General features: G+C 33.1%; 21 protein-coding genes. 10 read left to right on the top strand and 11 right to left on the bottom strand.

From position 1 onward, the window contains the following. Nucleotides 1-7 precede the first annotated feature (7 nt). The 3 genes from Anndu_RS13225 to Anndu_RS13235 form a co-directional block, all read right to left on the bottom strand. A complete protein-coding gene (locus Anndu_RS13225) occupies nucleotides 8-262 on the bottom strand; it encodes a glutaredoxin family protein (protein WP_464101652.1) in 255 nt (84 codons plus the stop codon). 108 nt (nucleotides 263-370) lie between these two features. Further along, nucleotides 371-1,372, bottom strand: coding sequence for a DUF928 domain-containing protein (locus tag Anndu_RS13230; RefSeq protein WP_464101653.1), 1,002 nt, complete (start codon nucleotides 1,370-1,372; stop codon nucleotides 371-373). Between the two features lie 204 nt (nucleotides 1,373-1,576). After that, nucleotides 1,577-2,455, bottom strand: a complete 879-nt coding sequence (locus Anndu_RS13235; RefSeq protein ID WP_464101654.1) for a DUF928 domain-containing protein — start codon at nucleotides 2,453-2,455, stop codon at nucleotides 1,577-1,579. Nucleotides 2,456-3,130: 675 nt separating this feature from the next. Here Anndu_RS13235 and ilvB point away from each other — a divergent pair. From ilvB to Anndu_RS13250, 3 genes are all read left to right on the top strand, one after another. Further along, the gene (ilvB, locus tag Anndu_RS13240; RefSeq protein ID WP_464101655.1) at nucleotides 3,131-4,993 is read left to right on the top strand and encodes a biosynthetic-type acetolactate synthase large subunit; all 1,863 of its coding nucleotides are present in this window, start codon (nucleotides 3,131-3,133) and stop codon (nucleotides 4,991-4,993) included. 105 nt (nucleotides 4,994-5,098) lie between these two features. Further along, complete coding sequence (locus tag Anndu_RS13245; protein WP_464101656.1) at nucleotides 5,099-5,380, top strand: DUF427 domain-containing protein; 282 nt, start codon at nucleotides 5,099-5,101, stop codon at nucleotides 5,378-5,380. A 3-nt stretch (nucleotides 5,381-5,383) separates the two neighbouring features. Next, the gene (locus tag Anndu_RS13250) at nucleotides 5,384-7,891 is read left to right on the top strand and encodes an ATP-binding protein (protein WP_464101657.1); all 2,508 of its coding nucleotides are present in this window, start codon (nucleotides 5,384-5,386) and stop codon (nucleotides 7,889-7,891) included. 10 nt (nucleotides 7,892-7,901) lie between these two features. Here Anndu_RS13250 and Anndu_RS13255 read toward each other — a convergent pair whose 3' ends face one another. The 3 genes from Anndu_RS13255 to Anndu_RS13265 form a co-directional block, all read right to left on the bottom strand. Next, nucleotides 7,902-9,422, bottom strand: a complete 1,521-nt coding sequence (locus tag Anndu_RS13255) for a hypothetical protein (protein ID WP_464101658.1) — start codon at nucleotides 9,420-9,422, stop codon at nucleotides 7,902-7,904. 183 nt (nucleotides 9,423-9,605) lie between these two features. Further along, nucleotides 9,606-10,193 carry a D-glycero-alpha-D-manno-heptose-1,7-bisphosphate 7-phosphatase gene (locus Anndu_RS13260; protein ID WP_464101659.1) on the bottom strand — a complete coding sequence of 196 codons (588 nt, stop codon included), beginning with the start codon at nucleotides 10,191-10,193 and terminating at the stop codon, nucleotides 9,606-9,608. Then, the gene (locus Anndu_RS13265) at nucleotides 10,186-11,145 is read right to left on the bottom strand and encodes a glycosyltransferase family 9 protein (RefSeq protein ID WP_464101660.1); all 960 of its coding nucleotides are present in this window, start codon (nucleotides 11,143-11,145) and stop codon (nucleotides 10,186-10,188) included. Before Anndu_RS13265 ends, Anndu_RS13260 begins: the two co-directional genes overlap by 8 nt. A gap of 93 nt (nucleotides 11,146-11,238) precedes the next feature. On the opposite strand from Anndu_RS13265, the gene ispD reads away from it, so the two are divergent. Beyond that, nucleotides 11,239-11,946, top strand: a complete 708-nt coding sequence (gene ispD / locus Anndu_RS13270) for a 2-C-methyl-D-erythritol 4-phosphate cytidylyltransferase (RefSeq protein ID WP_464101661.1) — start codon at nucleotides 11,239-11,241, stop codon at nucleotides 11,944-11,946. Nucleotides 11,947-12,101: 155 nt separating this feature from the next. Here ispD and Anndu_RS13275 read toward each other — a convergent pair whose 3' ends face one another. Then, nucleotides 12,102-12,416, bottom strand: coding sequence for a YkvA family protein (locus Anndu_RS13275; RefSeq protein WP_464101662.1), 315 nt, complete (start codon nucleotides 12,414-12,416; stop codon nucleotides 12,102-12,104). Nucleotides 12,417-12,554: 138 nt separating this feature from the next. Here Anndu_RS13275 and Anndu_RS13280 point away from each other — a divergent pair, with 138 nt between their 5' ends. The 3 genes from Anndu_RS13280 to Anndu_RS13290 all read left to right on the top strand — a co-directional run bounded on the left by Anndu_RS13280 (nucleotide 12,555) and on the right by Anndu_RS13290 (nucleotide 16,828). Beyond that, nucleotides 12,555-14,231 (top strand): HD-GYP domain-containing protein, encoded by a 1,677-nt coding sequence (locus Anndu_RS13280; RefSeq protein WP_464101663.1) that lies wholly within the window; start codon nucleotides 12,555-12,557, stop codon nucleotides 14,229-14,231. A 114-nt stretch (nucleotides 14,232-14,345) separates the two neighbouring features. Then, the gene (locus Anndu_RS13285; protein ID WP_464101664.1) at nucleotides 14,346-14,909 is read left to right on the top strand and encodes a Uma2 family endonuclease; all 564 of its coding nucleotides are present in this window, start codon (nucleotides 14,346-14,348) and stop codon (nucleotides 14,907-14,909) included. Between the two features lie 167 nt (nucleotides 14,910-15,076). Then, nucleotides 15,077-16,828: an adenylate/guanylate cyclase domain-containing protein gene (locus Anndu_RS13290; protein ID WP_464101665.1), complete on the top strand. Its 1,752-nt coding sequence runs from the start codon at nucleotides 15,077-15,079 to the stop codon at nucleotides 16,826-16,828. Here the strand turns inward: Anndu_RS13290 and Anndu_RS13295 are convergent. Beyond that, complete coding sequence (locus Anndu_RS13295; RefSeq protein ID WP_464101666.1) at nucleotides 16,825-17,328, bottom strand: hypothetical protein; 504 nt, start codon at nucleotides 17,326-17,328, stop codon at nucleotides 16,825-16,827. The genes Anndu_RS13290 and Anndu_RS13295 overlap by 4 nt on opposite strands. Before the next feature lie 133 nt (nucleotides 17,329-17,461). Further along, nucleotides 17,462-18,682, bottom strand: coding sequence for an SGNH/GDSL hydrolase family protein (locus Anndu_RS13300; protein WP_464101667.1), 1,221 nt, complete (start codon nucleotides 18,680-18,682; stop codon nucleotides 17,462-17,464). Between the two features lie 138 nt (nucleotides 18,683-18,820). Between Anndu_RS13300 and Anndu_RS13305 the strand changes: the two genes are divergently transcribed. Then, on the top strand, nucleotides 18,821-19,285 hold the full coding sequence (locus Anndu_RS13305; RefSeq protein WP_464101668.1) for a hypothetical protein: 465 nt from the start codon (nucleotides 18,821-18,823) through the stop codon (nucleotides 19,283-19,285). 115 nt (nucleotides 19,286-19,400) lie between these two features. Here the strand turns inward: Anndu_RS13305 and Anndu_RS13310 are convergent, their stop codons facing one another. Beyond that, the gene (locus Anndu_RS13310; protein ID WP_464104098.1) at nucleotides 19,401-20,228 is read right to left on the bottom strand and encodes an ABC transporter permease; all 828 of its coding nucleotides are present in this window, start codon (nucleotides 20,226-20,228) and stop codon (nucleotides 19,401-19,403) included. 152 nt (nucleotides 20,229-20,380) lie between these two features. Then, complete coding sequence (locus Anndu_RS13315; protein ID WP_464101669.1) at nucleotides 20,381-21,886, bottom strand: DEAD/DEAH box helicase; 1,506 nt, start codon at nucleotides 21,884-21,886, stop codon at nucleotides 20,381-20,383. Nucleotides 21,887-22,079: 193 nt separating this feature from the next. On the opposite strand from Anndu_RS13315, the gene Anndu_RS13320 reads away from it, so the two are divergent. Next, entirely contained in the window at nucleotides 22,080-22,547 is a 468-nt protein-coding gene (locus Anndu_RS13320; RefSeq protein WP_464101670.1) for an HAD domain-containing protein, read from the top strand. Nucleotides 22,548-22,796: 249 nt separating this feature from the next. Further along, nucleotides 22,797-23,750, top strand: coding sequence for a formylglycine-generating enzyme family protein (locus Anndu_RS13325; RefSeq protein ID WP_464101671.1), 954 nt, complete (start codon nucleotides 22,797-22,799; stop codon nucleotides 23,748-23,750). The last annotated feature ends 4 nt before the right edge of the window (nucleotides 23,751-23,754 follow it).

A 23,754-nucleotide genomic window follows, 5' to 3' on the forward strand; every position in this document is an offset into this window, starting at 1 on the left:
AAGCCTGTTACTTAAGATTAACTAATATTTTTTCCAATTGTGTTACGGTGGCACGGGGTGAAGGCCGCGCGATCGCAACTTCTCGATCTTGATTTTTCCAAAACAATACAGGCACTTCATACTGATAGAGATTAAACCAATTTTCATTAGTGGTAATATCTCTTAACTCTAATTCTACTTTGAAAGCAGTAATTTGTTCTAATTTCTCCTGTAATCCTTCACACAGATGACATCCGGGTTTGGTATATAAAATTAAATCCATTTTTTTAGTAAATATAATTATTAACAACTTAGATTAATTGAGTTTATTCCTAATAGTAAATAAACTAGAAATCCCCCTTTAAAGGGGGATTGATGGAATCAAACTTAATTATTCATCAAGGTTTTCCATCAGGGGAAGAATATCACCCTCAGCCGTTTGAGTAATCGTAGCTGAACCTAAAATTTGACCATTCAAAATATCAGCCGATCCCACTTCATTTAAGATCAATTCCCAATCATTAGCATTATAATTATGATAAATATTAGAAACTAAATCATACCAAAGTCCTTTTTGTGCATAAATCTGATTTTTTTGAGCAGAATCTGTCACATTTTCTAAGTCTTGATTTAAAGCATTCAAACTATCATCATCAATTTTTTGAATCCAACCATTAATCAAAGGATTCCCAGAATAATCAATATCACTACAGACAATTTCTATTTCCCATAAATAATTATTTCCTGCTACTAAAGGCGAAATTTGATCCGCTTGAGAATTAAGATCAACTTCAACCACTCCAGCCCCACGAGGTGATTCTTGGGTTGCTTCTCCGGGTAAATCTATACTAGCAGAATAAACAACTTCTTTTTCCTCATCATATAAAACAAATCTGGCTTTATTTGCCCAATTTTCAGGTAAATAAAAATAAACTGTAGGATATTCAGAAGCAGTAAACCAAGCTGGAGCAGTATCTTCTGGTTTATTTTCCGAAGCATTATTTTCTTCAATTTGATTAGATTCTTCTTGTTTTTCAATATTAACAAGTGGATTTTCTTGATCATCTTGAATTTCAACTGATTCTACATCAACCGAAGGGGAATTAGAAACTTTATTTTTTTCAGAAGGAAGAATTGCTACTACTTGTTGATTTGCATTAAAACATCCGCCTCGTCTAAATCCTGTGGTACGGCGATTAGAAGTTGATCCATAAACTCCATTAAAATTAAATTGTGCTAATAAAGTTTGATCCGTTGAAATTTCTGACCCATTAAGATTATTATTTGGTTTTTGATTTAAAGTATTGGCCGCTAAAATTGGAAGGCCATTACCAATTATTAAAAACGAGGAAAATCCCAAAGCCAAAAATGATAATTTTTTTGTTGATTTCATAATTTTTTACCGTCCATTAATAGTTAAATAAAATCTCCATAAACATTTAAAATCAAAACTTATCTATATAGATTAAATAGACAAATGATTGTTCCCTTAACTTAGAACTTATCATTAAATTGTAGTTGAAAACAAGATCATTATTGTGAGATTTTAGCGAAAAATAGTAAGTTTTTAATCAGGAATTTAATTAATACTTTTTTGTTAAAATTCAACTTCCGGCAAATCTCCTAAAAAAATTTCTTGAACCTCACCCATTCCGATCAAAGGATCATTGGCAATTCCATGATAACCCATAAAGTCTAAAAATGTTGCCCATTGCTCAGTATCAGAATTAATGATATAATTATGAGCTAAAGCATTTAAGGTGGAATACCAGATTCCTTCTTGGGCATAAATCCAAGGAATTCCCCTTGAATTTTCCTGAGTAATTAATTGATTAATTCGCTCATTTTCATCCTGATTAATCCGAGTAATCCACCCTGTTACCAGAGGATTACCAGAGCGATCAAGATTATTACAAATTAATTGTACTTCCCATAAATAATTTTGATTAGGCTCTAAAGCCGGAATATTTAATTCCTGTGCTTTTTGACTAAAATCAATCCCGATAAAACCTTGTTGGCGTGGATTAGTTTGGCTGATTTGTTGATCGGGTAATGAAACGAGGGCAGAATAAACAATATTGCGATCGCTGTCTTCAATCACCACCTCCGCTATTAAAGCAGAATTTTCGGGAATATGAAAATAAAGAGTAGGGTAGGCTTCACTCGTAAACCAAGTACGATCTTTACCTAAATTTTCCTGATTATCAGACTCTGTAATTACATCTTCCCTCGGAAATAAAGCGGTCATTTCAGTTTCCGAGGCCAGACAACTACCCCTTCTAAAAGGCTTACTACGACGACGGGGAGCGACTCCATAGCGTTGACTAAAACCCCGAAATTCTTTCTGTGCCAATAATACCTTGCCATCGGAGTTAAGATTGCCCCTTTGGGTTATACCCCAACTTGGTAAAGCGGTAGTTGAAGTCAGAAGAATCGCCATTAAAACAATTATTTTTTGAGGGTAAGAATCAAGCATAAAATTAATTTAAGATCAAAAATAAAACTTCAAAGTTATGGTAATAGAAAAATCCACTAGAGAAACTAAAAAAGTAATAAGAATTAATAAAAAACATCAAATATTTAACAGGTTTGATCAATTAATAATTAACATTTGATTAAACAGAATTAGAACCATTAAAAGAGTAACAATTACTATATTTATCTTTATGTTCAATCCCCTACTTTTAAATAAAGTTTATTCTCTAGTTTCTACTGTCCATTGTTTTTACTGTCAATTCTTGTCCTCGTGACGTTTAATTAACTGATAAAGTTCCTTGATCAAAAAATGGTCAGTTTATGTAGAAATGTAACAATTTCAGCCAAATTTGTTAAGAAAAGATCAAAATTTTTCCAGACGTAGTGGCAATAGTATTATGATTTTTTTTGAGGGAAAAAGCTTGTTTTTCCTTCTGAAAAAAGGATTTTACCCCTCGACATAGATCTCAATTTCCGATAAACTAAAAATTTATCCCTTATCATTATCTCGATCGTGATGTTGCATCAGAAAAAACAAAATTTACAATTAAATTAAATAAGAACTTACCCTAGTTAACCAACAGTCAAGATCATGAACAATCATTGTCAGAAGGTTAAAAACGTAATTTCTTTCATTTCAAATCTAATATTTTTGTAACTTTCTTAGGTAAATTTTATGGTTTCTAGTCTTTCTCAAAATCTGTCTGTCGCCCAAACTACCCCCATCAAGCGTTGTAGTGGTGCTTATATTCTGATTGATAGTCTTGTGCGTCATGGGGTAAAACATATTTTTGGCTATCCGGGCGGGTCAATTTTACCCATTTATGATGAAGTTTATCGTGCCGAAGCCAGAGGAGAAATTAAACATTTTCTGGTTCGACATGAACAAGGCGCTTCCCATGCGGCCGATGGTTATGCTAGAGCCACAGGTAAAGTGGGGGTTTGTTTTGGCACATCCGGGCCTGGCGCTACTAACCTTGTCACGGGTATTGCTACGGCTCAAATGGACTCCATCCCAATGGTGGTTATTACAGGTCAAGTACCCCGTAATGTGATCGGCACTGATGCGTTCCAAGAAACGGATATTTATGGCATTACTTTGCCCATTGTTAAACATTCTTACGTTGTGCGTCATGCTACCGATATGGCCAGAGTGGTGGCGGAAGCTTTCCATATTGCCGCTAGTGGTCGTCCCGGGCCTGTATTAATTGATATTCCTAAAGATGTAGGTTTAGAAGAATGTGAGTATATTCCTGTTGAGCCAGGCGCCGTTCATTTACCCGGTTATCGTCCCACCGTTAAAGGTAATATTCGCCAGATCCACGCCGCTTTAGATTTAATGGAAAAGGCTGAACGCCCCTTATTATATATTGGTGGGGGTGCGATCGCCTCTAATGCCCATGCTCAAATTGAAGAATTAGCCGAATTATTCCAAATTCCCGTTACCACCACCTTAATGGGAATTGGCGCTTTTGACGAATATCATCCCCTTTCCGTTGGGATGTTGGGAATGCACGGCACGGCCTATGCTAATTTTGCGGTGACTGAATGTGATTTACTCATCGCCGTAGGAGCAAGATTTGACGATCGAGTTACCGGAAAATTAGATGAATTTGCCTCAAGAGCTAAAGTGATTCATATTGATATTGATCCGGCTGAAGTGGGCAAAAATCGCATTCCTAATGTGCCGATCGTGGGTGATGTGCGTCAAGTGTTAGAACAGATGTTACAAAAAACCAGAGAGTTAGGTTATCCCACCGATCGCCATCAGACTAAAGCATGGTTACAACGCATCAATCAATGGCGTGAAGATTATCCCTTAGTTGTACCCCATCCTGAAGAAAAATTATCGCCCCAAGAAGTGATTGCGGCCATCGGGGAACAAGCCCCCCATGCTTATTACACCACCGATGTGGGACAACATCAAATGTGGGCGGCTCAATTTTTGAAAAATGGGCCTCGCCGTTGGATTTCCAGTGCGGGTTTGGGTACAATGGGTTATGGTGTTCCTGCCGCTATGGGTGCTAAAACCGCCCTTCCCAATGAACAGGTAATCTGTATTAGTGGTGATGCTAGTTTTCAAATGAATTTACAAGAATTAGCCACCATCGCTCAGTATGATATTGGGATTAAAGTTGTGATCATTAACAATGGTTGGCAAGGAATGGTACGTCAATGGCAGGAAACCTTTTATGAGGAGCGTTATAGTGCTTCTAATATGCAAAAAGGAATGCCTAATTTTGAAAAATTAGCAGAGGCTTTTGGCATTAAAGGTATTACGGTTAATGATCGCTGTGAACTTGAAGGTGCGATCGCTCAGATGTTAGCGCATCAAGGGGCAGTGCTTTTAGATGTTCACGTCAAAAAAGATGAAAATTGTTATCCCATGATCGCCCCAGGTAGCACTAACGCCCAAATGTTAGGTTTACCTAAAGATAAACCCTATCATGGTTTAGATTTAATTACTTGTGGTAATTGTGGAGCGCAGAATAATATTAATAATAAATTCTGTCCCGAATGCGGAACTAAACTTTCATAATTTATAAATAATAAGTAATAAATAATAAGTAATAATTGATAAGTAACAAGTAATAAGTAATTGATAATTTATTACTAATAACTAATAACCAATCAGGAGTAAAAAATGACAACTGCAACATGGAATGGAGCAATTTTAGCTCAAAGTGATAACTGTATTGTGGTGGAGGGAAATCAATATTTTCCTCCAGATTCGATCAATCGAGAATATTTTAAAGAAAGTGATACCCATAGCGTTTGTGGTTGGAAAGGTACGGCTAGTTATTATACGATTGTGGTTGATGGACAAGAAAATAAAGATGCCGCTTGGTATTACCCTGAAACTAAAGAAAAAGCCAAACAAATTGAAGGTTATATTGGCTTTTGGAAAGGAGTAAAAGTTAATTAATCCATGATCTCAATCACCCTGAAAAAACTTTTACAAAAAAAAGATATTGCAACTGTAATTAATCAATTAATTAACAGTTTAAATACTAATGTGGTGATTGAGGATCTAGATGGTAATTTTTTAAAAAAAGAATTATTTAAAGAAGAATTACAACAAGAATTAACGGAAACAATTGAAAACAAATATCCCATTAAAGCCAGAGAATTTATTATTGGTTGGGTAGAGGGATTATCAACAGTTAAAATAGTGGCTCAAGTTTTAACTTGTATTGCTAATCGAGAAATTGATAAAAAAGCCTTGGCGATCGAAATATTAGAAAAGTATGAAGAAATTAATTTTTTATATGATATTGCTAATAAAATTTCCAACTGTTTAACCTTAAAAGATATTACCACATTAATTATTAATGAATCTCATCAAATGATTCGTTCCACAGGTATTTGTGTAATGTTATTTAATCATAAAAATCAATTATTAGAAGTAGTAGATAGTTTAGAGGAGATACATTATCAAGGAAAACATTTAAAAATGAAGTCTGGTGAGGGGATCGCTGGTTATATTTTTCAATCTGGCAAGGCAGAAATTATTAATGATGTTAAAAATGATTCCCGTTTTATTGCGGGTGCTAGTAATATTTATTCCCTAATTTGTGCGCCTTTAATGACACAAAATGGAGTAATTGGTGTAATTAATATTGGCCATAGTGATCCCATTGTTTATACCGCACAAGATTTAAAATTATTCAATGTTTTAGCATCCCAATCCGCCGCCGCTATTGAAAATATCCTATTGCATGAAAGTCAATTAGAAGCGGAAAAAATGAAAAATAAAGAATTAGAAGAAAGGGTAAAACAACGCACTTTAGAATTAGAAAAAGCCAAGGAAGCGGCCGATTTAGCTAATCAAACTAAAAGTACATTTTTAGCTAATATGAGTCATGAAATTCGCACTCCTATTAATGGGGTAATTGGCATTACTGATTTATTATTGCGCACACCTTTAAATAGTCAACAAAAAGAATTTGTTAATACTTTAAAAAGTAGTGGTGAAACTTTAATTCATATTATTTCAGAAATTCTTGATATTTCTAAACTTGAAGCTAGAGAAATGGAGTTAGAAATCTTAGATTTTAATTTAGAAACTTGTCTCAAAGAAGTCATTAATATTTTAACATTTCAAGCGAAAAATAAAGGCTTATCTTTATCACATCAAATCGCCCAAAATGTGCCTTTATTATTAAAGGGTGATTCTTTAAGATTACGTCAAATTCTCTTAAATTTAACGGGCAATGCTATTAAATTTACTGAGCAAGGAGAGGTTTTTTTAAATATTTCTTTAGTAGAAGATCAGGCACAAAATCAGGCAAATTATCCCCATTATATTAAGATCTTATTTGAAGTTAAAGATACGGGAATTGGTATTAATCAAAAAGATATTGATAAATTATTTCAGCCTTTTTCCCAAGTGGATGCTTCTACTACTAGAAAATATGGAGGCACGGGCTTAGGGTTGGCAATTTGTCAACAAATTATTAAATTAATGAATGGGGAAATTGGGGTAACAAGTAAATTAAATCAAGGCTCTACTTTTTGGTTTACCGCAACTTTTGAAAATTCAACTATTGCCAATTATTTAGTATCTTCAAAATCTCAAGATAATAAGATTAATCTCGAAAAATTATCAAAATTAAAAGTTTTATTAGTTGAAGATACATTGATTAATCAACAAGTTATTTTAAATCAATTAAAAGTGCTTAAAATTGAGGCCGATTGTGTTAATAATGGACAGGAAGCCTTAGAATATTTAAAAACTCAAAGTTATGATTTAATTTTAATGGATTGTTTAATGCCCGTTTTAGATGGTTATGAAACCACTAAACAGATCCGCAAACTTGAAAATTTAAGTAATAAAATAATCGTTGTGGCTTTAACAGCTAATGTCTTACAAGAAGCGAGGGAAAAATGTTTTAAAGTGGGAATGAATGATTATATTAGTAAGCCTGTTGAATTAAAAACTTTAGCTTTAACTCTTAATTATTGGGCTGATAAATTAGGTTTAAATACTCCAGAAATAGATCAAGCACAAAACTATATTTCTTTAGAAAATCTCCTCATTAATCAAAATCAAAAAAGCTTATTTAATCTCTATAATTATGCTTTAATTGATTTAGATCGATTACAACAATTAACATCAGGAAATAAAGATTTTACCAATTTACTTTTAACCACATTTCTCGAAGATTCTCAACAAATGTTTGAAGAAATTAAAATGGCTTTAACTAAAAAAGATTTAATCAGTTTAGCTCACATGACACATAAATTAAGGGGAATTGCGGCCACCGTAGCCGTCAAAGATATTCCAGAAATTACAAAACAAATTGAAATTAATGCCAATCATAATAATATTAATAATGTGGAAATTTTAGTGGAAGAATTAGCGGAAATGATGAAACAAATTAAAATTTTTATTGATGAAATTATCCATTCAACAATTGATAAGGGGGATGAGTAGCAACTGTTATTTATGACTGTTCCAAATCATCCCAAGGTGAAGGAAAATCAAGCATTTTTAAATTAGATTCTTGAGGGGGAACTTCACCTCCAAAAGTGGCTAGATCTTGAGCTAATTTTTGTAATTTATCAGGAGTTAATTGATTTTCAATTTCTGGATTTTGGAGCGATTCCTGTTGTGTATTAGGCAAAAGATTTTCATTTTCTACAATAATATTTTCCTGATCTTCATCAAGATTAATTTCATTTTCAATATTATCTAAAGCTCCTTCTTCTAATAAATCAGTTAATAATTTAATACTATCAATAATTCTAATATCTTCCGATTCTGAAAGAGAATTAACCGATTTAATCGCCTCATTCTGATGAGAATTTTCTGAGGTATTTTGTTCTAATTTTTCTTTAGAAGAAAACTCTTGAGCTAAAATTTCTTCTAAAGATTTATAACTTAAAGGTTGTTCATTTTCAAAAGCTTTTTCACCAAATAAAATACTTTCAACTGTGCTATCAGGCTTATTAACTTCTTTTGCAAAAGTTAAATCAGAATTAATAACAGATTGTTTTTCCAATTCTTCTGATGGTAATAACTGATTTTCTTGTGATAAGTTACTCTGAAAATTAGCAGTTTCAACTAAAGATTTAGGATGGTTAAGATCTATTTCTAAAAATGGTCTAATTTCCGGTTCTTCCCTTAAAATAGATGTGTCTAAAATTGGCTCTAACCATTGATCATCAGGGGCTATTTTTAGATTTTTTTTTACTTCTAAATCTTGATTTTTCCCTTGGGATACTGTTTCAAAATTACTTAAATTTTCCGTTGATTCAAGTAAGAAAGGTTCGGATAAATTAGGATTAATATTACCAAGATAATCTTGAGCGATGGTTTCACTTTGTTCCCCTAAATCATAAATTCTTTGTAAACCTTGAGTTAAAGCAATTTCATAACTATTAAGATCCTGTTTTAAACTATCAAAAACCGTTCTAAAAGTTAAATCTAAAGATTGAATAATTTGATCAGATTCCTGTTGAAAATGTTGTAATTGATCTAAATAAGTTGTAGAAATATCAGCAAAAGAGGGCAGATCTCCCGTATTAGCTAAATTTTCATTTTGACTTAATAATTGATAGGTTGCATCTTTTAAAGTTCGATTAATTTTATTTTCTAAAACTTGATTAAAACGCTCCATTAAAATTTCTAAAAATTCCGACATCATTTCTTGACGTTGAATTTCTAGTTGACGAATATCCTTTAAAATTTCTTGACGGCGTTGATTTAATTCGTTAATTTCTAACTGTAAAGGTTGTAACCATTGGGATTTTTTTACCTCAATTTCTGTAACGACAACTTGAGCGATCTGTTGGGCGATCTCGTTGGAAATAGGGGGAGAGGGAGCTTGATATTCAGCTAAAAAAGAGCGCACTTTATGCAGTACATTTGGCGTTTGATGACTAAATTCTTCAGGGTTTTGTGTTAAAGCTAAAACCCGATCAATGTCAGCAATGAGAAATAGATGTTGATTGCTAAAATTCACGATAAAACTCTTTTTAAACTTGTGATTGGTTATTAGTTATTGCTTATTAGTTATTAGTTATTGGTTATTAGTTATTGATGATTAAATTATAATCCTAAATCTTGATTTTGTAAGATAGCATTTCTCACATTCATGAGGTACATTTAAGATTATTACCAATAACGAATAACAAATAACAAACAACTAATAATCAATTATATTACAAATCCAATTTACCCCATCTAGTAAATTTTCCGCAATATAATCGGGACGAGTAAAATGTTGATAATCTCCTTTTAAAACCTGTTCACCGAAACCTGTTTTAACTAGAATACCCTTTAATCCTGCATTATGAGCTAAATCAACATCGGTGGCCTTATCTCCCACCATAAAACTTTGTTTTAAGTCTAAATCATGTTCCCATGCGGCCGCCACTAACATTCCCGTATTAGGTTTACGCCATGTACCCCACAGGGTAAACTCTGGATTGATACCTCCAGCGGATTGACTCAAATAGGGGCAGTAATATAAAGCGTCAAGTTTTGCCCCGCCCTGGGCCAATAATAAATGTTGAAGGCGATCGTGGAGGGCTTCCACATGGGAAACTGGATAATAATTTCTAGCCGGACCTGATTGATTGGAAACTAAGCAACAAAAAATCTTAAGATCATTAAGTTTTCTGATGGCTTCTGCCACACCGGGGATCAGGTGTAGATCCTCAACATTGTGGATGTATCCGGCTTCAATGTTGAGTACACCGTCCCGATCTAAAAATACTGCTCTTTTAGCCACGCCACACTTGAGATAGCACTTCTTCAGGTTTAATATCAGCGATCGAGCCTGTGGGAGACTGAATACCCACACATTGATCACTTTGGGGTAATAATTTTTGCACAGAAGTGGGGCCAAATAAAGCAATGGTATAAGTACCAACCGCTACGGATAAGTGCATCGGAGCGCTATCCGTACATAACATTAAACTAGCACCCCCAATGATGGCCGCTAACTTCCCAATATCAGAAGGCGAAACAGTTTTAAGATTAGGGCAAAGACTGGTTAACTCGCTTACCCATTGTCCATCTTCAGGCCCTTCCAACAGGACGATCGGCAAGTTAGGCTGTTTAGACTGAAGATCATTAATGATTTCCTGCCATTTGGCCACCGGATAAACCTTATCAATGCCCTTTCTAATGGCTAATTTACTAGAGCCACCATGAATTAAAATATAACCAGTATCTTTAATTTCAAGGCGTTTTTGAGTACCTTCAGCCCATTCAATATCCTTTTTCGGTAAAACCACCTTTAAGGGGGGACAAGGTGTATTAATATTTAAGCCCTTGAGGAGATTATGATACATGGCCGCCGCATATTGATTTTGATTTAAGGGGACAGTATCAGAGAAAAACCAAGAACTATTAGTTTGATAACCGATTCGTTTGGGGATACCATTTAACCATAATAACAGCCCTACAGCCCATCTTTGACCTAAAGCGATGGCTATTTCATATTCCCGATCTCGGATTACCCCTAAAAGATTAAGATAATCTGCTAAACCATTTCGATCTTTATAGTCAAAAACTAAAACTTCATGAACGTAAGGACAAACTCGATAAGCACCTTTTGACCTTGGTTCTACCATAACATCAATTAAAGCGTCAGGGTATTGTTGTTTAAGGTCAGCAAGGGTTGGAAAAAATAAAATTTGGTCGCCTATTCCACCGGGGACAAGTGCCAGTATACGCATGGTTACGAGATTCTACTCCAGATAGATCAAATTTAATTGTAATAGAAAATAAGTTTAAAATATTATTGCTTAAGTTTACTTTACCTTAATTTCATGAATTTATTAATTCCTGCGGCCGGAATGGGTCGCCGAATGGGAAGCGATCGCAACAAATTATTATTAACTTTATTGGGTAAACCTCTACTAGCATGGACGTTATTGGCGGCGGATGCTAGTCATAAAATCCAATGGATCGGGATCATGGGACAGTTAACGGATTTTCCTGATTTTGAGGGGATTTTAAGGGATTTAAACCTGACTAAACCTGTTAAATTAATTGAAGGGGGGGCAACCCGTCAAGAGTCGGTTTATAATGGTTTACAGGCTTTACCCCCATCGGCTCAAAATGTGTTAATTCACGATGGGGCAAGGTGTTTAGCTACCCCTGACTTATTCGATCGCTGTGGGGAGGCTTTAAATACTTGTCAAGGTTTAATTGCGGCCATTGCGGTTAAAGATACGATTAAAATTGTGGATGATCAAGGTTTAATTGTGGATACGCCTGATCGCTCTAAGTTATGGGCGGCACAGACTCCCCAAGGTTTTAATGTTAATTTATTAAAAGAATGCCATGAGCGGGGCAAAAAGTTGGCTTGGGAAGTAACGGACGATGCGGCCTTATTTGAAAAATGTAATTTACCTGTCAAAATTGTGGAAGGAGAAGAAACTAATTTAAAAGTTACGACTCCTGTTGATTTGGCGATCGCTGAATTTATTTTAAAACAAAGATTAGACTTTTTGCACAAGTCAACTAATCAGTAATCAGTAATAAGTAATAGGTAATAAATAGAGCAATTCTAAATAGATTGTAGCTAATTAATTTGTTTAAAAAAAAGTGTTAAAGTTTTGTTAAAAATAACAAAAGCTTTAACTTTATTTGCTAGAAATAATTGAGAATTGCTCTATTCAAAAAACCTTTATTTTGATTGATCATTGATAGAAACTGCATCAATATCTATGGTTTTAAGATTGGGATCGTGATCATTTTTGATTGGTGTGACGGGAATTTCTTTTACTTGGAAAAATTCTATGGCCGCTTTAAATAATTCCGTAAAAAATAAACCTAAAATAACTACATCATCAAATTGTCCCACAATGGGAAATAGATCCGGTGATAGATCGATCGGACTTAAAAAATAAATTAAAGTACCAAAAATCACCAGCCAACGGTATTGAGGATGACGCAAAGCACTACTATATAACTTATAAAGAGATTTAATTGAGAATTTCATAAATATTTAAGTAAGATAGGATTTAAAAGTAAAATTTTGTTAATTTATCTTAAATCTATAGAGATATATTACAATAGTAACCATTAGGATAGAGCATATTTTTGAATCATTAATTACCTTTATTAGAAAATTATTAATATGACAATTTATAATCCTCAGTCTTTAACTATAGATAATGCTGAGTTTATTAAAAATAGTAATGAACCCACAGACCTTTTAGAAAAATTATTATCTATTGGTACGGCTTTATCAAGTAGTAGGGATTTAAGTGAGTTACTTAATCTTATTTTATCGAAAAGTCGGGAAATTACTTGTAGTGATGCGGGAAGTGTCTATTTAGTTGATAAAGAGGAGCCAATGTCTAAATTATTATTTAAAGCGGCTCAAAATGATTCTATTCCTAATATTTCTTTTAAGGAGTTTGCTGTGCCTTTAACTCCGAAAAGTTTAGCCGGATATGTAGCTTTAACTGGGCAAAGTTTAAATATTCCAGATGCTTATGAGTTATTACCCCATCTTCCCTATAAATTAGAACGAAGTTTCGATCGAGATTTTTCCTATCGTACTCGCTCAGTCTTGGTTTTACCCATGCAAGATCAGGAAGGGGAAATTATTGGCGTATTACAATTAATTAATCGTAAAATTAATCTTACTGATGTTATTACTCCTGAAAATGCGACTCAATTAACTAAATGTTATACGGATTGGGAGGAAAGAATTGTTAAATCCCTTGCTTCACAGGCGGCCATCTCCATTGAAAGAAATAATTTACAAGAGAGTATTGAGAATTTATTTGAAGGCTTTGTGACTGCTTCCGTCCAAGCGATTGAATCTCGGGATCCCACCACCTCTGGACATTCGGAAAGGGTGGCGGCCTTAACGGTACGTTTAGCACAAGAAGTTAATAGTGTCAAGAAAGGGCCTTTAAGATTAATGCGTTTTAATGAGCGTCAAATTCAAGAAATTCGCTATGCTTCTTTATTGCATGATTTTGGTAAAATTGGCGTACCTGAAGCGATTTTAAATAAACGACAAAAGCTTTATCCTGAACAGTTAGAGGTGATTAGACAACGGTTTGTGGTGGCACAACGCACGGCGGAAATGGAATGCGCTCAAAATAAATTCCGTTATTTGATGGAACACTCCTCCCATGTGCATAAAGAGGTTAATAATTGCCCCCATTGTCAAAGATTGGCAAAATTGGATCAAGATTTACGGGAATTTATTGAACAATTAAAAGAATATCGTGAAATTGTAGAGGAATTTAATGAGCCTGAAGCAGTTCAAAATAAAAAATTTGAGGCTTTATCTGAGGAATTATTCTTAAAAATTACTACTCTTTCTCAGTATACTTACCGTGATTTGGAGGGAAAAACTCAATATTTGGTTACACCTCAAGAAATGGAACAGTTGATGTTACCAAGGGGCAATTTAACGGCGGCTGAACGTCTGGCGATCGAGTCTCATGTGACTCATTCCTACGAATTTTTAAAACAAATTCCTTGGACGAAACATTTAGAGGATATACCCATTATTGCCTACGGTCATCACGAAAAATTAGACGGCACGGGCTATCCTTTAGGCTTAACTCAGGAAAAAATACCCATTCAAACCCAAATGATTACCGTAGCCGATATTTATGATGCTTTGACGGCCACCGATCGCCCCTATAAAAAACCTTTGACGGTGGATATTGTGATCAAAATTTTAAAAGAAGAAGCGGACAAAAATAAAATTAATCAAGACTTAGTAGAATTATTTGAACATCGTCAAGTTTTTACTGCTTTAGGTCATGGTTTAGAAAGTCGTCAGTAAAAAGTGGGAAGTGGGAAGTGGGAAGTTAACAAATAACAAATAACAAATAACAAATAACAAATAACAAATAACAAATAACAAATAACAAAATTACTTTTAAATAATTATTAAAATATGCTACAAATATCAACTAAATCTTTAACATTAGAGGAGTTTTTAGAACTACCTGAAACAAAACCGGCCAGTGAATTTATTAATCATCAAATTATTCAGAAACCTATGCCCCAAGGAAAACATAGCGTTATTCAAGGTGAATTATGCACCGCCATTAATGGTATACTTAAAAGTCAAAAAATTGCTCGATCATTTCCCGAATTAAGGTGTACATTTGACGGAAGATCAATTGTGCCAGATGTTTCTGTTTATACCAATCAAAAAATACCCCGTGATCAAACAGGAAAAATCATCAATCGTTTTAATATTGCGCCTGACTGGACAATTGAAATTTTATCCCCTGAACAAAATCAAACAAAAGTAATAAAAAATATTCTTCATTGTCTCAAAAATGGGACGCAAATGGGCTGGTTAATTGATCCAGAGGAAGAAACAGTTTTTATTTATCTTTCTAAACAGGAAATACAAGTATTAGATCAGCCCGATCGTAAAATTCCTGTGCCTTCTTTTGCTGAAAAATTTGAATTAACAATTCAACAATTATTTAATTGGTTATTAGATTAAAAATCAATTTATTTAGTCTTGAACTATTATTTTAGTCAAATTTCGCAAATTATTGATTGAAAATATCTCATCATGATTTATAATTTATTTGGATCTAATCTGCCGTAATTATTTTTAATTATTATTTATTGTCAATTGTTCATTGTCAATTGCTTAGGGAGAACTAAATGAGTTTACGCAAAAAAACATTATTATTAATTACCATTTTATTAGTAGGCTTAATTAGTGTATTAAGTGTGAGCCTTTCTTTTATTTTATTAGGAAGTTTTACCCGTTTAGAAGAAGAAGATACCCAGAGAAATGTTCAACGAGTTAGGGAGGCTATAGATGAGGAAGTTAATAACTTAAATGAAACTGTAACTGATTGGTCTCATTGGGATGATACTTATAATTATGTACAGGGTAAAAATCCTCCATTTAAGTCTATTAATTTAATTGATAGTACCTTTATTGATCGAAAACTTAACTTTTTTTTAATTTTAAATAATCAGACTAAACAAATTTTTGCTAGGGGTTTTGATATTAATAAAGAGCAAGATATTCCTATTCCTGAAAACTTACAAAAACAGGTTAGAAAAGGGGGTTTATTAGTTAGTCATAAAGATGTTAATAGTGAAGTTAGTGGTATTTTATTATTAGATCAAAAGATTTTAATTATTGCCTCCCAACCTATTTTAACTGGAGAAAATAAAGGCCCAATTCAAGGTAGTTTAGTCATGGGGAGGTATCTTGACGAGTTTAAAAAACAAGAATTAGCGAAAAGAACAAAGCTTGATCTTGATATTTTCTTATTAGATGATAAGAGTTTAGATGCTAATTTAAAAATGATTAAACATCAATTAGAAGATTTAACAAAAAATCATAATTCTAAAGCAGAACCGGCCATTATTACTCGCCCCTTAAATAATGATCGCATCTCAGGTTATACTTTAATTAGTGATATTAATAAAGAACCAGCTTTATTATTAGAAATTACTTTAAAAAGAGATATTTATAAACAAGGTCAAGCCAGTTTAATTTATCTACTTGGCTCTTTATTAGTGGTGAGTATTATCTTTTGTATTAGTACCTTATTATTATTAGAAAGATTGGTTTTATTAAGATTAAGTAATCTTAGTAGTGATGTTAAACAAGTGGGAGCTAATAGTGATTTATCATTAAGAGTAGAAGTTAGCGGCCAAGATGAATTAAGTAATTTGGGAACAGCGATTAATGAAATGTTAGAAATTATTGAAGATGGCAGAAAAATTATTGCAGAAGAACAGGAAAAAGCGGAAAGATTACTTTTAAATATTTTGCCAGAACCCATTGCAAATCAATTAAAACAAAGTCATGAATCTATCGCTGAAAATTTCGATGAAGTAACAATTTTATTTGCTGATATTGTTGGTTTTACTCCCCTTTCTTCACGTTTAAAACCAATTCAATTAGTCAATCTTTTAAATGAAATTTTCTCTGCTTTTGATACTTTGGCCGATCAATTAGGATTAGAAAAAATTAAGACAATTGGTGATGCTTATATGGTGGCATCTGGCTTACCCATTGAAAGGGAAGATCATGCGGAAGCGATGGCGGAAATGGCTTTAGAAATGCAGTCTGCTTTAGCCCGTTTTCGTGCGGAAAGGGGTGAGAATGTACAAATTAGAATTGGCATTAATACGGGTGTTGTTATAGCGGGAGTTATTGGCACTAAAAAATTCATTTATGATCTGTGGGGAGATGCGGTAAATGTGGCTTCCCGTATGGAATCTTCGGGAGAGCCTGGCCAAATTCAAGTAACAGAAAGTACCTATTTACATTTAAAAGATAAATATAATTTAGATCATCGTGGTATGATTAAAGTTAAAGGTAAAGGTGAGATGAAAACCTATTGGTTATTAGGCCGTAAAACTGCACAAAAAAGAACTTTAAGTTGTTAATTATTGATCAGTTTGATGAAAGAATTTAATTTATTTTCATCTAAAATAATTTCATTTTGAGCAACTATTAAACAGGGATAAACGGCACTTTTCCAATTATTATAATTTAAAACTTTACAATGATCATTGGTTGTTTTAAATTCAATACCTAAAACTTGATGAATTACTGCAATTATATCGAAATTATCTTGAGCAAAATTAGAATTAATTGGTTTGCCCGTTTGAGGACAAATAATTTCTAATTTCTCATTAAATTGTTGTTGAAAATCAATTGCTAATTGAAAAAATTTAGTTTTTAATCTGTCTTTTTCTCTTTGAACTAAATCGGTACTTTCTATTAATTCTAATTGACTTTGTAATAAAAAAATAATTAATTGTTCTGGGGGTTTTTGCCAATGGGGTAACAATTTTTGATAATTGTTAATAATATATGGTGTCGGAAAAGTAAGATATAAATGAATTTGTAAATTATTAATTTGATCCTGAAATTTATATAACATTTTATTAACTTTTTTTGTATTAAGATAAATAAAATAAAATTGATTTTTGTTAATTTTTCCTCTAAAAAAAAGGTTTTAAATTTAATTAACTAATTAATAATTAATTATTAATTATTAATTATTAATTGTCAACTCATAATAGTTTTTTTAGTTCCATTTCTAAAATTTTACTAAAAGCTTCATGACCTTTTGCATTAGGATGTAAAACCCCTGTAATCGTATCTTGATTTTGCCATGATTGTTCAAAGGTATTAAACCAACTTTCTTGACTACAAACACCATGATTAACTGATAGTTGATCTAATCCACTAACTAAGATCCAATTATGATCTTCAGCCGCTTTTTTTATAGTTTGATTGAGGGGAATTAATACTTCATAATAGGCAAATTCCATTTCTTTTTTTGTCATGGCTTGTAACGAAAATTCAATTAATTCTGGTTTGGGAATTGTACCCCAATTAAACACAAAATCCCCTGCACTTTTGATTAATTCTGTATTGCCCCATTGTAAATTACTTAATTGAAAATCTTGATCGTTTATACATTCATTTTGATTATTTTTTTGACCTGTAATTTGATTAATTAAATTTGATTTACAACCGCCACAAAAGTTACTTTGACTGTCTCTAGTGGGATCGGGATATTGGGTAATTAAAACGTGATCGGGGTTTAATTCTTGTTCTAATTTTTCTGCTAATTTTCCATAGGCGGCCGGTAATAAATTTAAACCGATAACTGCCGTACTATTTTTAATACCTGTTTTTAAATTATTTTTAAGATTAATATTTTCTTCACATCCTTTAGTTAAAGGTTTAAATAATCCCTCTAAAAATTGAAAGGAACAGGCCGCTATAATTGAAGAAAAACCTATATCATTACCGCCTATAGATAACACAATAATTAATTGATCTCGATCGGGATTAAAATTATTAATTAACTGTTCTTTGACTTGATCAATTTGAGAATCTAAGGGTAATTTATCTTCATTTTTAATCGTTAATTGTGGTGTTTTTTCGATTTGATGGCCGGCAAAAGTTCCTAAAATTCCATTAAAAATAGTAGCCCCACTACAGGATACATCAAGATATTCAAGATGATGATAATTTTGTTTTAGATTTGCTACGGCCACGGCGGTGCGATTATATTTGGTGCGATGACATCTTTGGCTAGTTTGATGGGTTGGAGTATCCCCGATCGCCACTTGTTGCCATGTTTCGCCCTGTTTTTTGCTACCATCTCCTGAAGTGTAGGAATCTCCCATATTAACAATAAAAACCCTTGATTGTTGTTGCTGACAATTTGATAGCCCTAAACAAATTGTTAAAATTAATAATAATTTTTTTAAATTTTTCATACAATTAAATTAAATTGATTCATAATTAAGGAAAATCTTAATTATTTCAATTATAATTGATAGTATTTCTCCTTTAACAATGGACAATTGATAATGACAAATCATTAAATCATCACAGTATTTAATAAGAAGAAAACTATGTCTAAGCAATTTCTTAATTTTATGACTGCCTTCGTTTTAGGGGCGGCGGCTAGTAGTATGACTTCTATGGCGATCGCGCAAACCCCTTCCGTTCAAAATATGTATGTAGAAACAGAGTTAATACCCCTTGAAACTCATAATCAAGTCATAGAAAACGCATATTATTTCGACTCTAATCGTTATTTTAAAAATTTGATGATCGATCGTCAATTTGATTTCTTTTTTGGCTATGAAAGTTTCCCTGAAGGAAATTACCCTGAAAACGAGATTTCATGGGATGCGGAGTTAATTAATCATATTTATACGGATATGATGCAACAGCAAACCCAAAGCGATCCCGTGATCAGAGTGCCTGATCTGCCCAACCCTTTTAGCACTTCTTTACGCAGTGATCAGGTGCGCAGTTATCGTAGGGCGAGTTTACCGATGTCAGTGGGAACGGAATTTGTTTATGAGCGATAATTGTGATTATTTGTGATTATTAAAAAGTGTGGACATAGCCCTACTATGTCCCTACTTTTAACAATTATTAATTATCAATGATCAACTATTAATTAATAAGCTCTATTTTTAAAGTTTATTTTTTACTTTTTGGATCAAAAGCATCTCTTAAACCATCACCAATATAGTTAATACTTAATACTGTTAAAAAGATACCTAAACCCGGAAAAATAGCTAAATAGGGGGCAGAAGTTAAATAATTTTGAGCATCATATAACATTCTTCCCCATGTGGGAATATCCGGCGGAAAACCTAGGCCTAAAAAGCTTAAAGTTGACTCGGTAATAATGGCATTTCCTACGGCTAAAGTTGCGGCCACAATGATAATTCCTAACACATTCGGTAACAGATGAATTAAGATTAAACGCCAAGGTGATGCCCCCAATGCTCTAGCAGATTCTACAAAATCCATTTCTTTTAATTTTAAAAAATTTGCCCTAACTAAACGAGCCACTGACATCCAATTTAAACTGCCAATTACAATTACAATTAATAGAAAAATACCAGACTGCATTCCAACAAATTTTTTTAAAGAATCTCGGAATAAATAAACAATTAATAATAAAAGGGGCAGTTGTGGTAATGATAAAAATAAATCGGTAATTCTCATTAAAATTCCTTCAATTATTCCCCCAAAAAATCCAGCGATCGCCCCGATTAATGTACCTAACAAAACCGCTACTAACATGGAGGTAATGCCAACTGTTAAGGAAATTCTCCCCCCTAATAATACTCTAGCTAACTGATCTTGACCTAGATCATTTGTGCCAAATAAATGTTGTAAACTGGGGGCTTTAGTAGCTTGACTAAAATCAATTTTATCGGGGGGTACTTGATAAATAAAAGGCAAAAAAAATACACTTATTATTATTAATAATAAAAGAATTATTCCTAATAGTGCCATTTTATCTTTTTTTAATCTGTGCCATATTTCCTGCCCAAAATTTTTAGATAAATTTTTAATGGGAATTAAGCTATTTTTTCGGTTTTTATAAATTGACATAATACTTAATTTTTAATAATTGCTATTATTACTTATTATTTATTACTTATTATTTAATTTTCCCCCCAAGGAGCGCAATCCTCGGCCGCTTTGGGAAAATTAATATTTTCCGAATAATAAGAGGGTAATATTTCTAATTGTGTTTGTTTTTCAGGTGTTTTATTGTTTTGTTTTGGCTGAAAATAATTCATATCATCGCCTTTTCTCCGTTGAGCAACACCTTCTTCACTGGTATTTTCTGCAATTATTTCATATAAAATTGCTTGTTTATTTTGAGTGCTTCCTTTGCGCAAAATCCTGCCCAAACGCTGGATATATTCCCTTGTGGAACTTGTACCGGATAAAATAACCGCTATTCTCGCATCAGGCACGTCTACCCCTTCATTTAACACATGGGAGGCCACTAATAAACGATAAATTCCTTCTTTAAAGTAGGTTAAAATTTCATGACGCTCTTTAACAGGAGTTTGATGGGTGATAGCAGGGATTAAAAATTCCTGTGAAATTCGGTAAACTGTCGCATTATCATTGGTGAAAATTAGGATCCCTTCGGGGTAATGCTCCGTAATAATTTCCGTTAAAACTCTTAATTTTCCATCGGTACAGGCCGAAATTTCTTTAGATTCACGATGGGCTAACATCGCTCTACGCCCTTCTGAACTTCTGGCACTAGCTTGTATAAAGTTTTGCCATCCTTGTAAACTACCTAAATTAATCCTCGCTTGACGCAGAAAATTATTGCGAATTTTGATAGCCTCAGTATAACGCTGATGTTCATGGGGGGAAAGTTTAACTTTGATTGTTACCACTTTATGATCGGCTAAAGCTTTACCAGATAATGATTCTGGCGTTTTACGATAGACTACTTTCCCGATCAAGGTTTCTAACTCTCGATGTTTGCCGTCAGTGCGTTCAGGAGTAGCAGTTAAGCCTAGACGATAAGGAGCGATCGCATATTCAGCAATCACTCGATAAAACTCCGTTGGTAAATGATGACATTCATCAAACACAATGAAGGCATAACGATTGCCTAAAGTCTCGGCATGGATGGCCGCACTGTCATAAGTGGAGACTAAAATAGGGGATAAATCCTTCGATCCTCCTCCTAATAAGCCCACCTCCACATCGGGAAAGGCCGCCTTCATTTGGGCATACCACTGGTGCATTAAGTCTAAAGTAGGCACTAAAATTAAGGTGGTGCGGGGGGTGCATTCCATCGCTAACTGTGCTAAATAGGTTTTTCCGGCGGCCGTGGGCAATACTACCACTCCCTGCCTTTGTGCTTGTTTCCATGCTAATAAGGCCTCCTCTTGATGAGGATAGGGAGTCATCTCAAAACTGGACTTAAGCTCAAGCTCAAAAAACTCTGAAGCCTCATCAATAAAAGTCACCTCGGCGGATTTTAAGGCTTCAACGACTAAAGGATAATCAATAGCGGGGATCCTAAATTTTTCGATGCGATCGTCCCACGTTGCATATTCGATCCAAGCCTTCCCTTTTGGGGGGGGATGTAAAATTAATGTACCTCGATCATATTTTAATTTAGGAGTTCTACTCATGAAAAATTAAAATTAAGTTTTAAATGATTTTAGACTGAATGAGATGAAAAAAAGGTATAATTTGACATTAATCTCAAGATTTATTTTAACCTTAGCAGAATCTTCTACTTTTAAGTAAAGATAATTGTCAATTGTCCATTTTTCATTGTTCATTGTCAATTGTTACAAGATTTTTCTTAAACAATCAAACATTATGATTTATATATTTTTAGATATTGATGGAGTTTTAGTCAAGGAAGGTAATATTTCAATTGAAAATTATGCAGTTTTAGATCCTAAATGTCTTACTATTTTTGAAATGGCTTTACGTTCCTTTCATAACTATTATAAAATAGTGATTTCTTCCGCATGGAAAGAAATTTTTGATCTTGATTTTATTAAGTCAAAATTTTCGCCAGATATTGCCCAAAATATTGTAGGAGTAACGCCTTTTCTTGAGTTTTATGCTGATGTTAAATATTTCCGTTATCAAGAAATTTTACAATATCTTGAAGATCATAACCTAACTCAATCCCAATGGATTGCAATTGATGATATTAAAGAACATTATCCCCCCTCGATCGCCCATAATTTAATTCATACTGACTGTTATCAAGGTTTTCATTTTATTGATGGTGCTAAATTAATAGATTTATTGCGTAAATTAAACCATTTGGATTAATCATAATTTTAATTTTAACAATATGATTAATCAATAAAAAATTATTATCATTAATCTTTTCAATTTTAAGACTTTGATCTTAACAATTAATTAATATTATATGTTATGATGATGATAGGAAATTTTGCATTTAAGGAAAAATAAATCAGAATAAGTTAGTTAAAATAGGCTTAAAAAATTGTTTTGATCATTAAATGCCAAAATTCTAACTCATATAATTATCACACAAAATTATTGAGGCGAGTTAATATGATTTTAATTAATAAATATGCTAAAAATTCTGATTCTCAATCAGATGATTTTAGTTTTAAAATTGAAACTGTCAATTCCTCTTTTTTTAGTTTTGGCAAAAAAATAGATCGGGCTAATTTTGAAATGATCGCTATCCCCGAAGGCTCATTTTTGATGGGTTCCGCCGATCATAATCCAAAAGCCAGACAGACGGAAAAACCCCAACATCAAGTGACAGTTGCCCCCTTTTTTATGAGTAAATATCCCATCACTCAAGCCCAATGGCGAGTTGTGGCGAATTTACCAAAAATTAATCTTACTTTAAAACCAAAACCTTCTTATTTTACAAGTAAAATTCCCCAAGGATCTTGCGAGGATCAAGATATTATTAAAAACCAATGGGATCGCCCTGTGGAAATGGTAAACTGGGATCAGGCGATGGAATTTTGTCAAAGAATTTCCCAATATACAAGTAAACTTTATACCCTACCATCGGAGACTCAATGGGAATATGCTTGTCAAGGTTCAATTAATCAATTAAATTGTGTTAATAATTATTATTTTGGGAATGAAGAAAGTCTGTTAGAAAACTATGCTTGGTATCAAGAAAATTCAGGAGAAAAAACTCAGCCAGTGGGCTTAAAAAAACCTAACAATTTTGGTTTATATGATTTATCTGGTAATGTTTGGGAATGGTGTTTAGATGATTGGCATTATGATTATAATGATTATTATTATAAAATTAATCATGAAAAAATGTCAGATGATGAGCAAAAGAATTTGGCAATTACTAATTATGAAGGTATCTTACTTTCAATGGAAAAAATTGTTTTGATTACAAATGAAATGAAAGTAATTAGAGGTGGCTCATATTGTAATTTTAATGATTGTTGTCGTTGTGCTTATCGGGGTTCAATCAATCGAAATAGTTGTGTTAAAAATGTTGGTTTTCGCATTGTTTGTTCCGGTTAATCTT

The sequence above is a fragment of the Annamia dubia NIES-4383 genome, assembly GCF_055394725.1.

Bases quoted from the DNA above. Each gene is read 5' to 3' on its own strand.
- Anndu_RS13285 (WP_464101664.1), top strand. From the start codon at position 14,346: ATGCTACAAATATCAACTAAATCTTTAACATTAGAGGAGTTTTTAGAA.
- ilvB (WP_464101655.1), top strand. From the start codon at position 3,131: ATGGTTTCTAGTCTTTCTCAAAATCTGTCTGTCGCCCAAACTACCCCC.
- Anndu_RS13280 (WP_464101663.1), top strand. From the start codon at position 12,555: ATGACAATTTATAATCCTCAGTCTTTAACTATAGATAATGCTGAGTTT.
- Anndu_RS13225 (WP_464101652.1), bottom strand. From the start codon at position 262: ATGGATTTAATTTTATATACCAAACCCGGATGTCATCTGTGTGAAGGA.
- Anndu_RS13275 (WP_464101662.1), bottom strand. From the start codon at position 12,416: ATGAAATTCTCAATTAAATCTCTTTATAAGTTATATAGTAGTGCTTTG.
- Anndu_RS13250 (WP_464101657.1), top strand. From the start codon at position 5,384: ATGATCTCAATCACCCTGAAAAAACTTTTACAAAAAAAAGATATTGCA.
- Anndu_RS13295 (WP_464101666.1), bottom strand. From the start codon at position 17,328: ATGTTATATAAATTTCAGGATCAAATTAATAATTTACAAATTCATTTA.
- Anndu_RS13265 (WP_464101660.1), bottom strand. From the start codon at position 11,145: ATGCGTATACTGGCACTTGTCCCCGGTGGAATAGGCGACCAAATTTTA.
- Anndu_RS13230 (WP_464101653.1), bottom strand. From the start codon at position 1,372: ATGAAATCAACAAAAAAATTATCATTTTTGGCTTTGGGATTTTCCTCG.
- Anndu_RS13310 (WP_464104098.1), bottom strand. From the start codon at position 20,228: ATGGCACTATTAGGAATAATTCTTTTATTATTAATAATAATAAGTGTA.
- Anndu_RS13290 (WP_464101665.1), top strand. From the start codon at position 15,077: ATGAGTTTACGCAAAAAAACATTATTATTAATTACCATTTTATTAGTA.
- Anndu_RS13315 (WP_464101669.1), bottom strand. From the start codon at position 21,886: ATGAGTAGAACTCCTAAATTAAAATATGATCGAGGTACATTAATTTTA.
- Anndu_RS13325 (WP_464101671.1), top strand. From the start codon at position 22,797: ATGATTTTAATTAATAAATATGCTAAAAATTCTGATTCTCAATCAGAT.
- Anndu_RS13300 (WP_464101667.1), bottom strand. From the start codon at position 18,682: ATGAAAAATTTAAAAAAATTATTATTAATTTTAACAATTTGTTTAGGG.
- ispD (WP_464101661.1), top strand. From the start codon at position 11,239: ATGAATTTATTAATTCCTGCGGCCGGAATGGGTCGCCGAATGGGAAGC.
- Anndu_RS13245 (WP_464101656.1), top strand. From the start codon at position 5,099: ATGACAACTGCAACATGGAATGGAGCAATTTTAGCTCAAAGTGATAAC.
- Anndu_RS13305 (WP_464101668.1), top strand. From the start codon at position 18,821: ATGTCTAAGCAATTTCTTAATTTTATGACTGCCTTCGTTTTAGGGGCG.
- Anndu_RS13235 (WP_464101654.1), bottom strand. From the start codon at position 2,455: ATGCTTGATTCTTACCCTCAAAAAATAATTGTTTTAATGGCGATTCTT.
- Anndu_RS13320 (WP_464101670.1), top strand. From the start codon at position 22,080: ATGATTTATATATTTTTAGATATTGATGGAGTTTTAGTCAAGGAAGGT.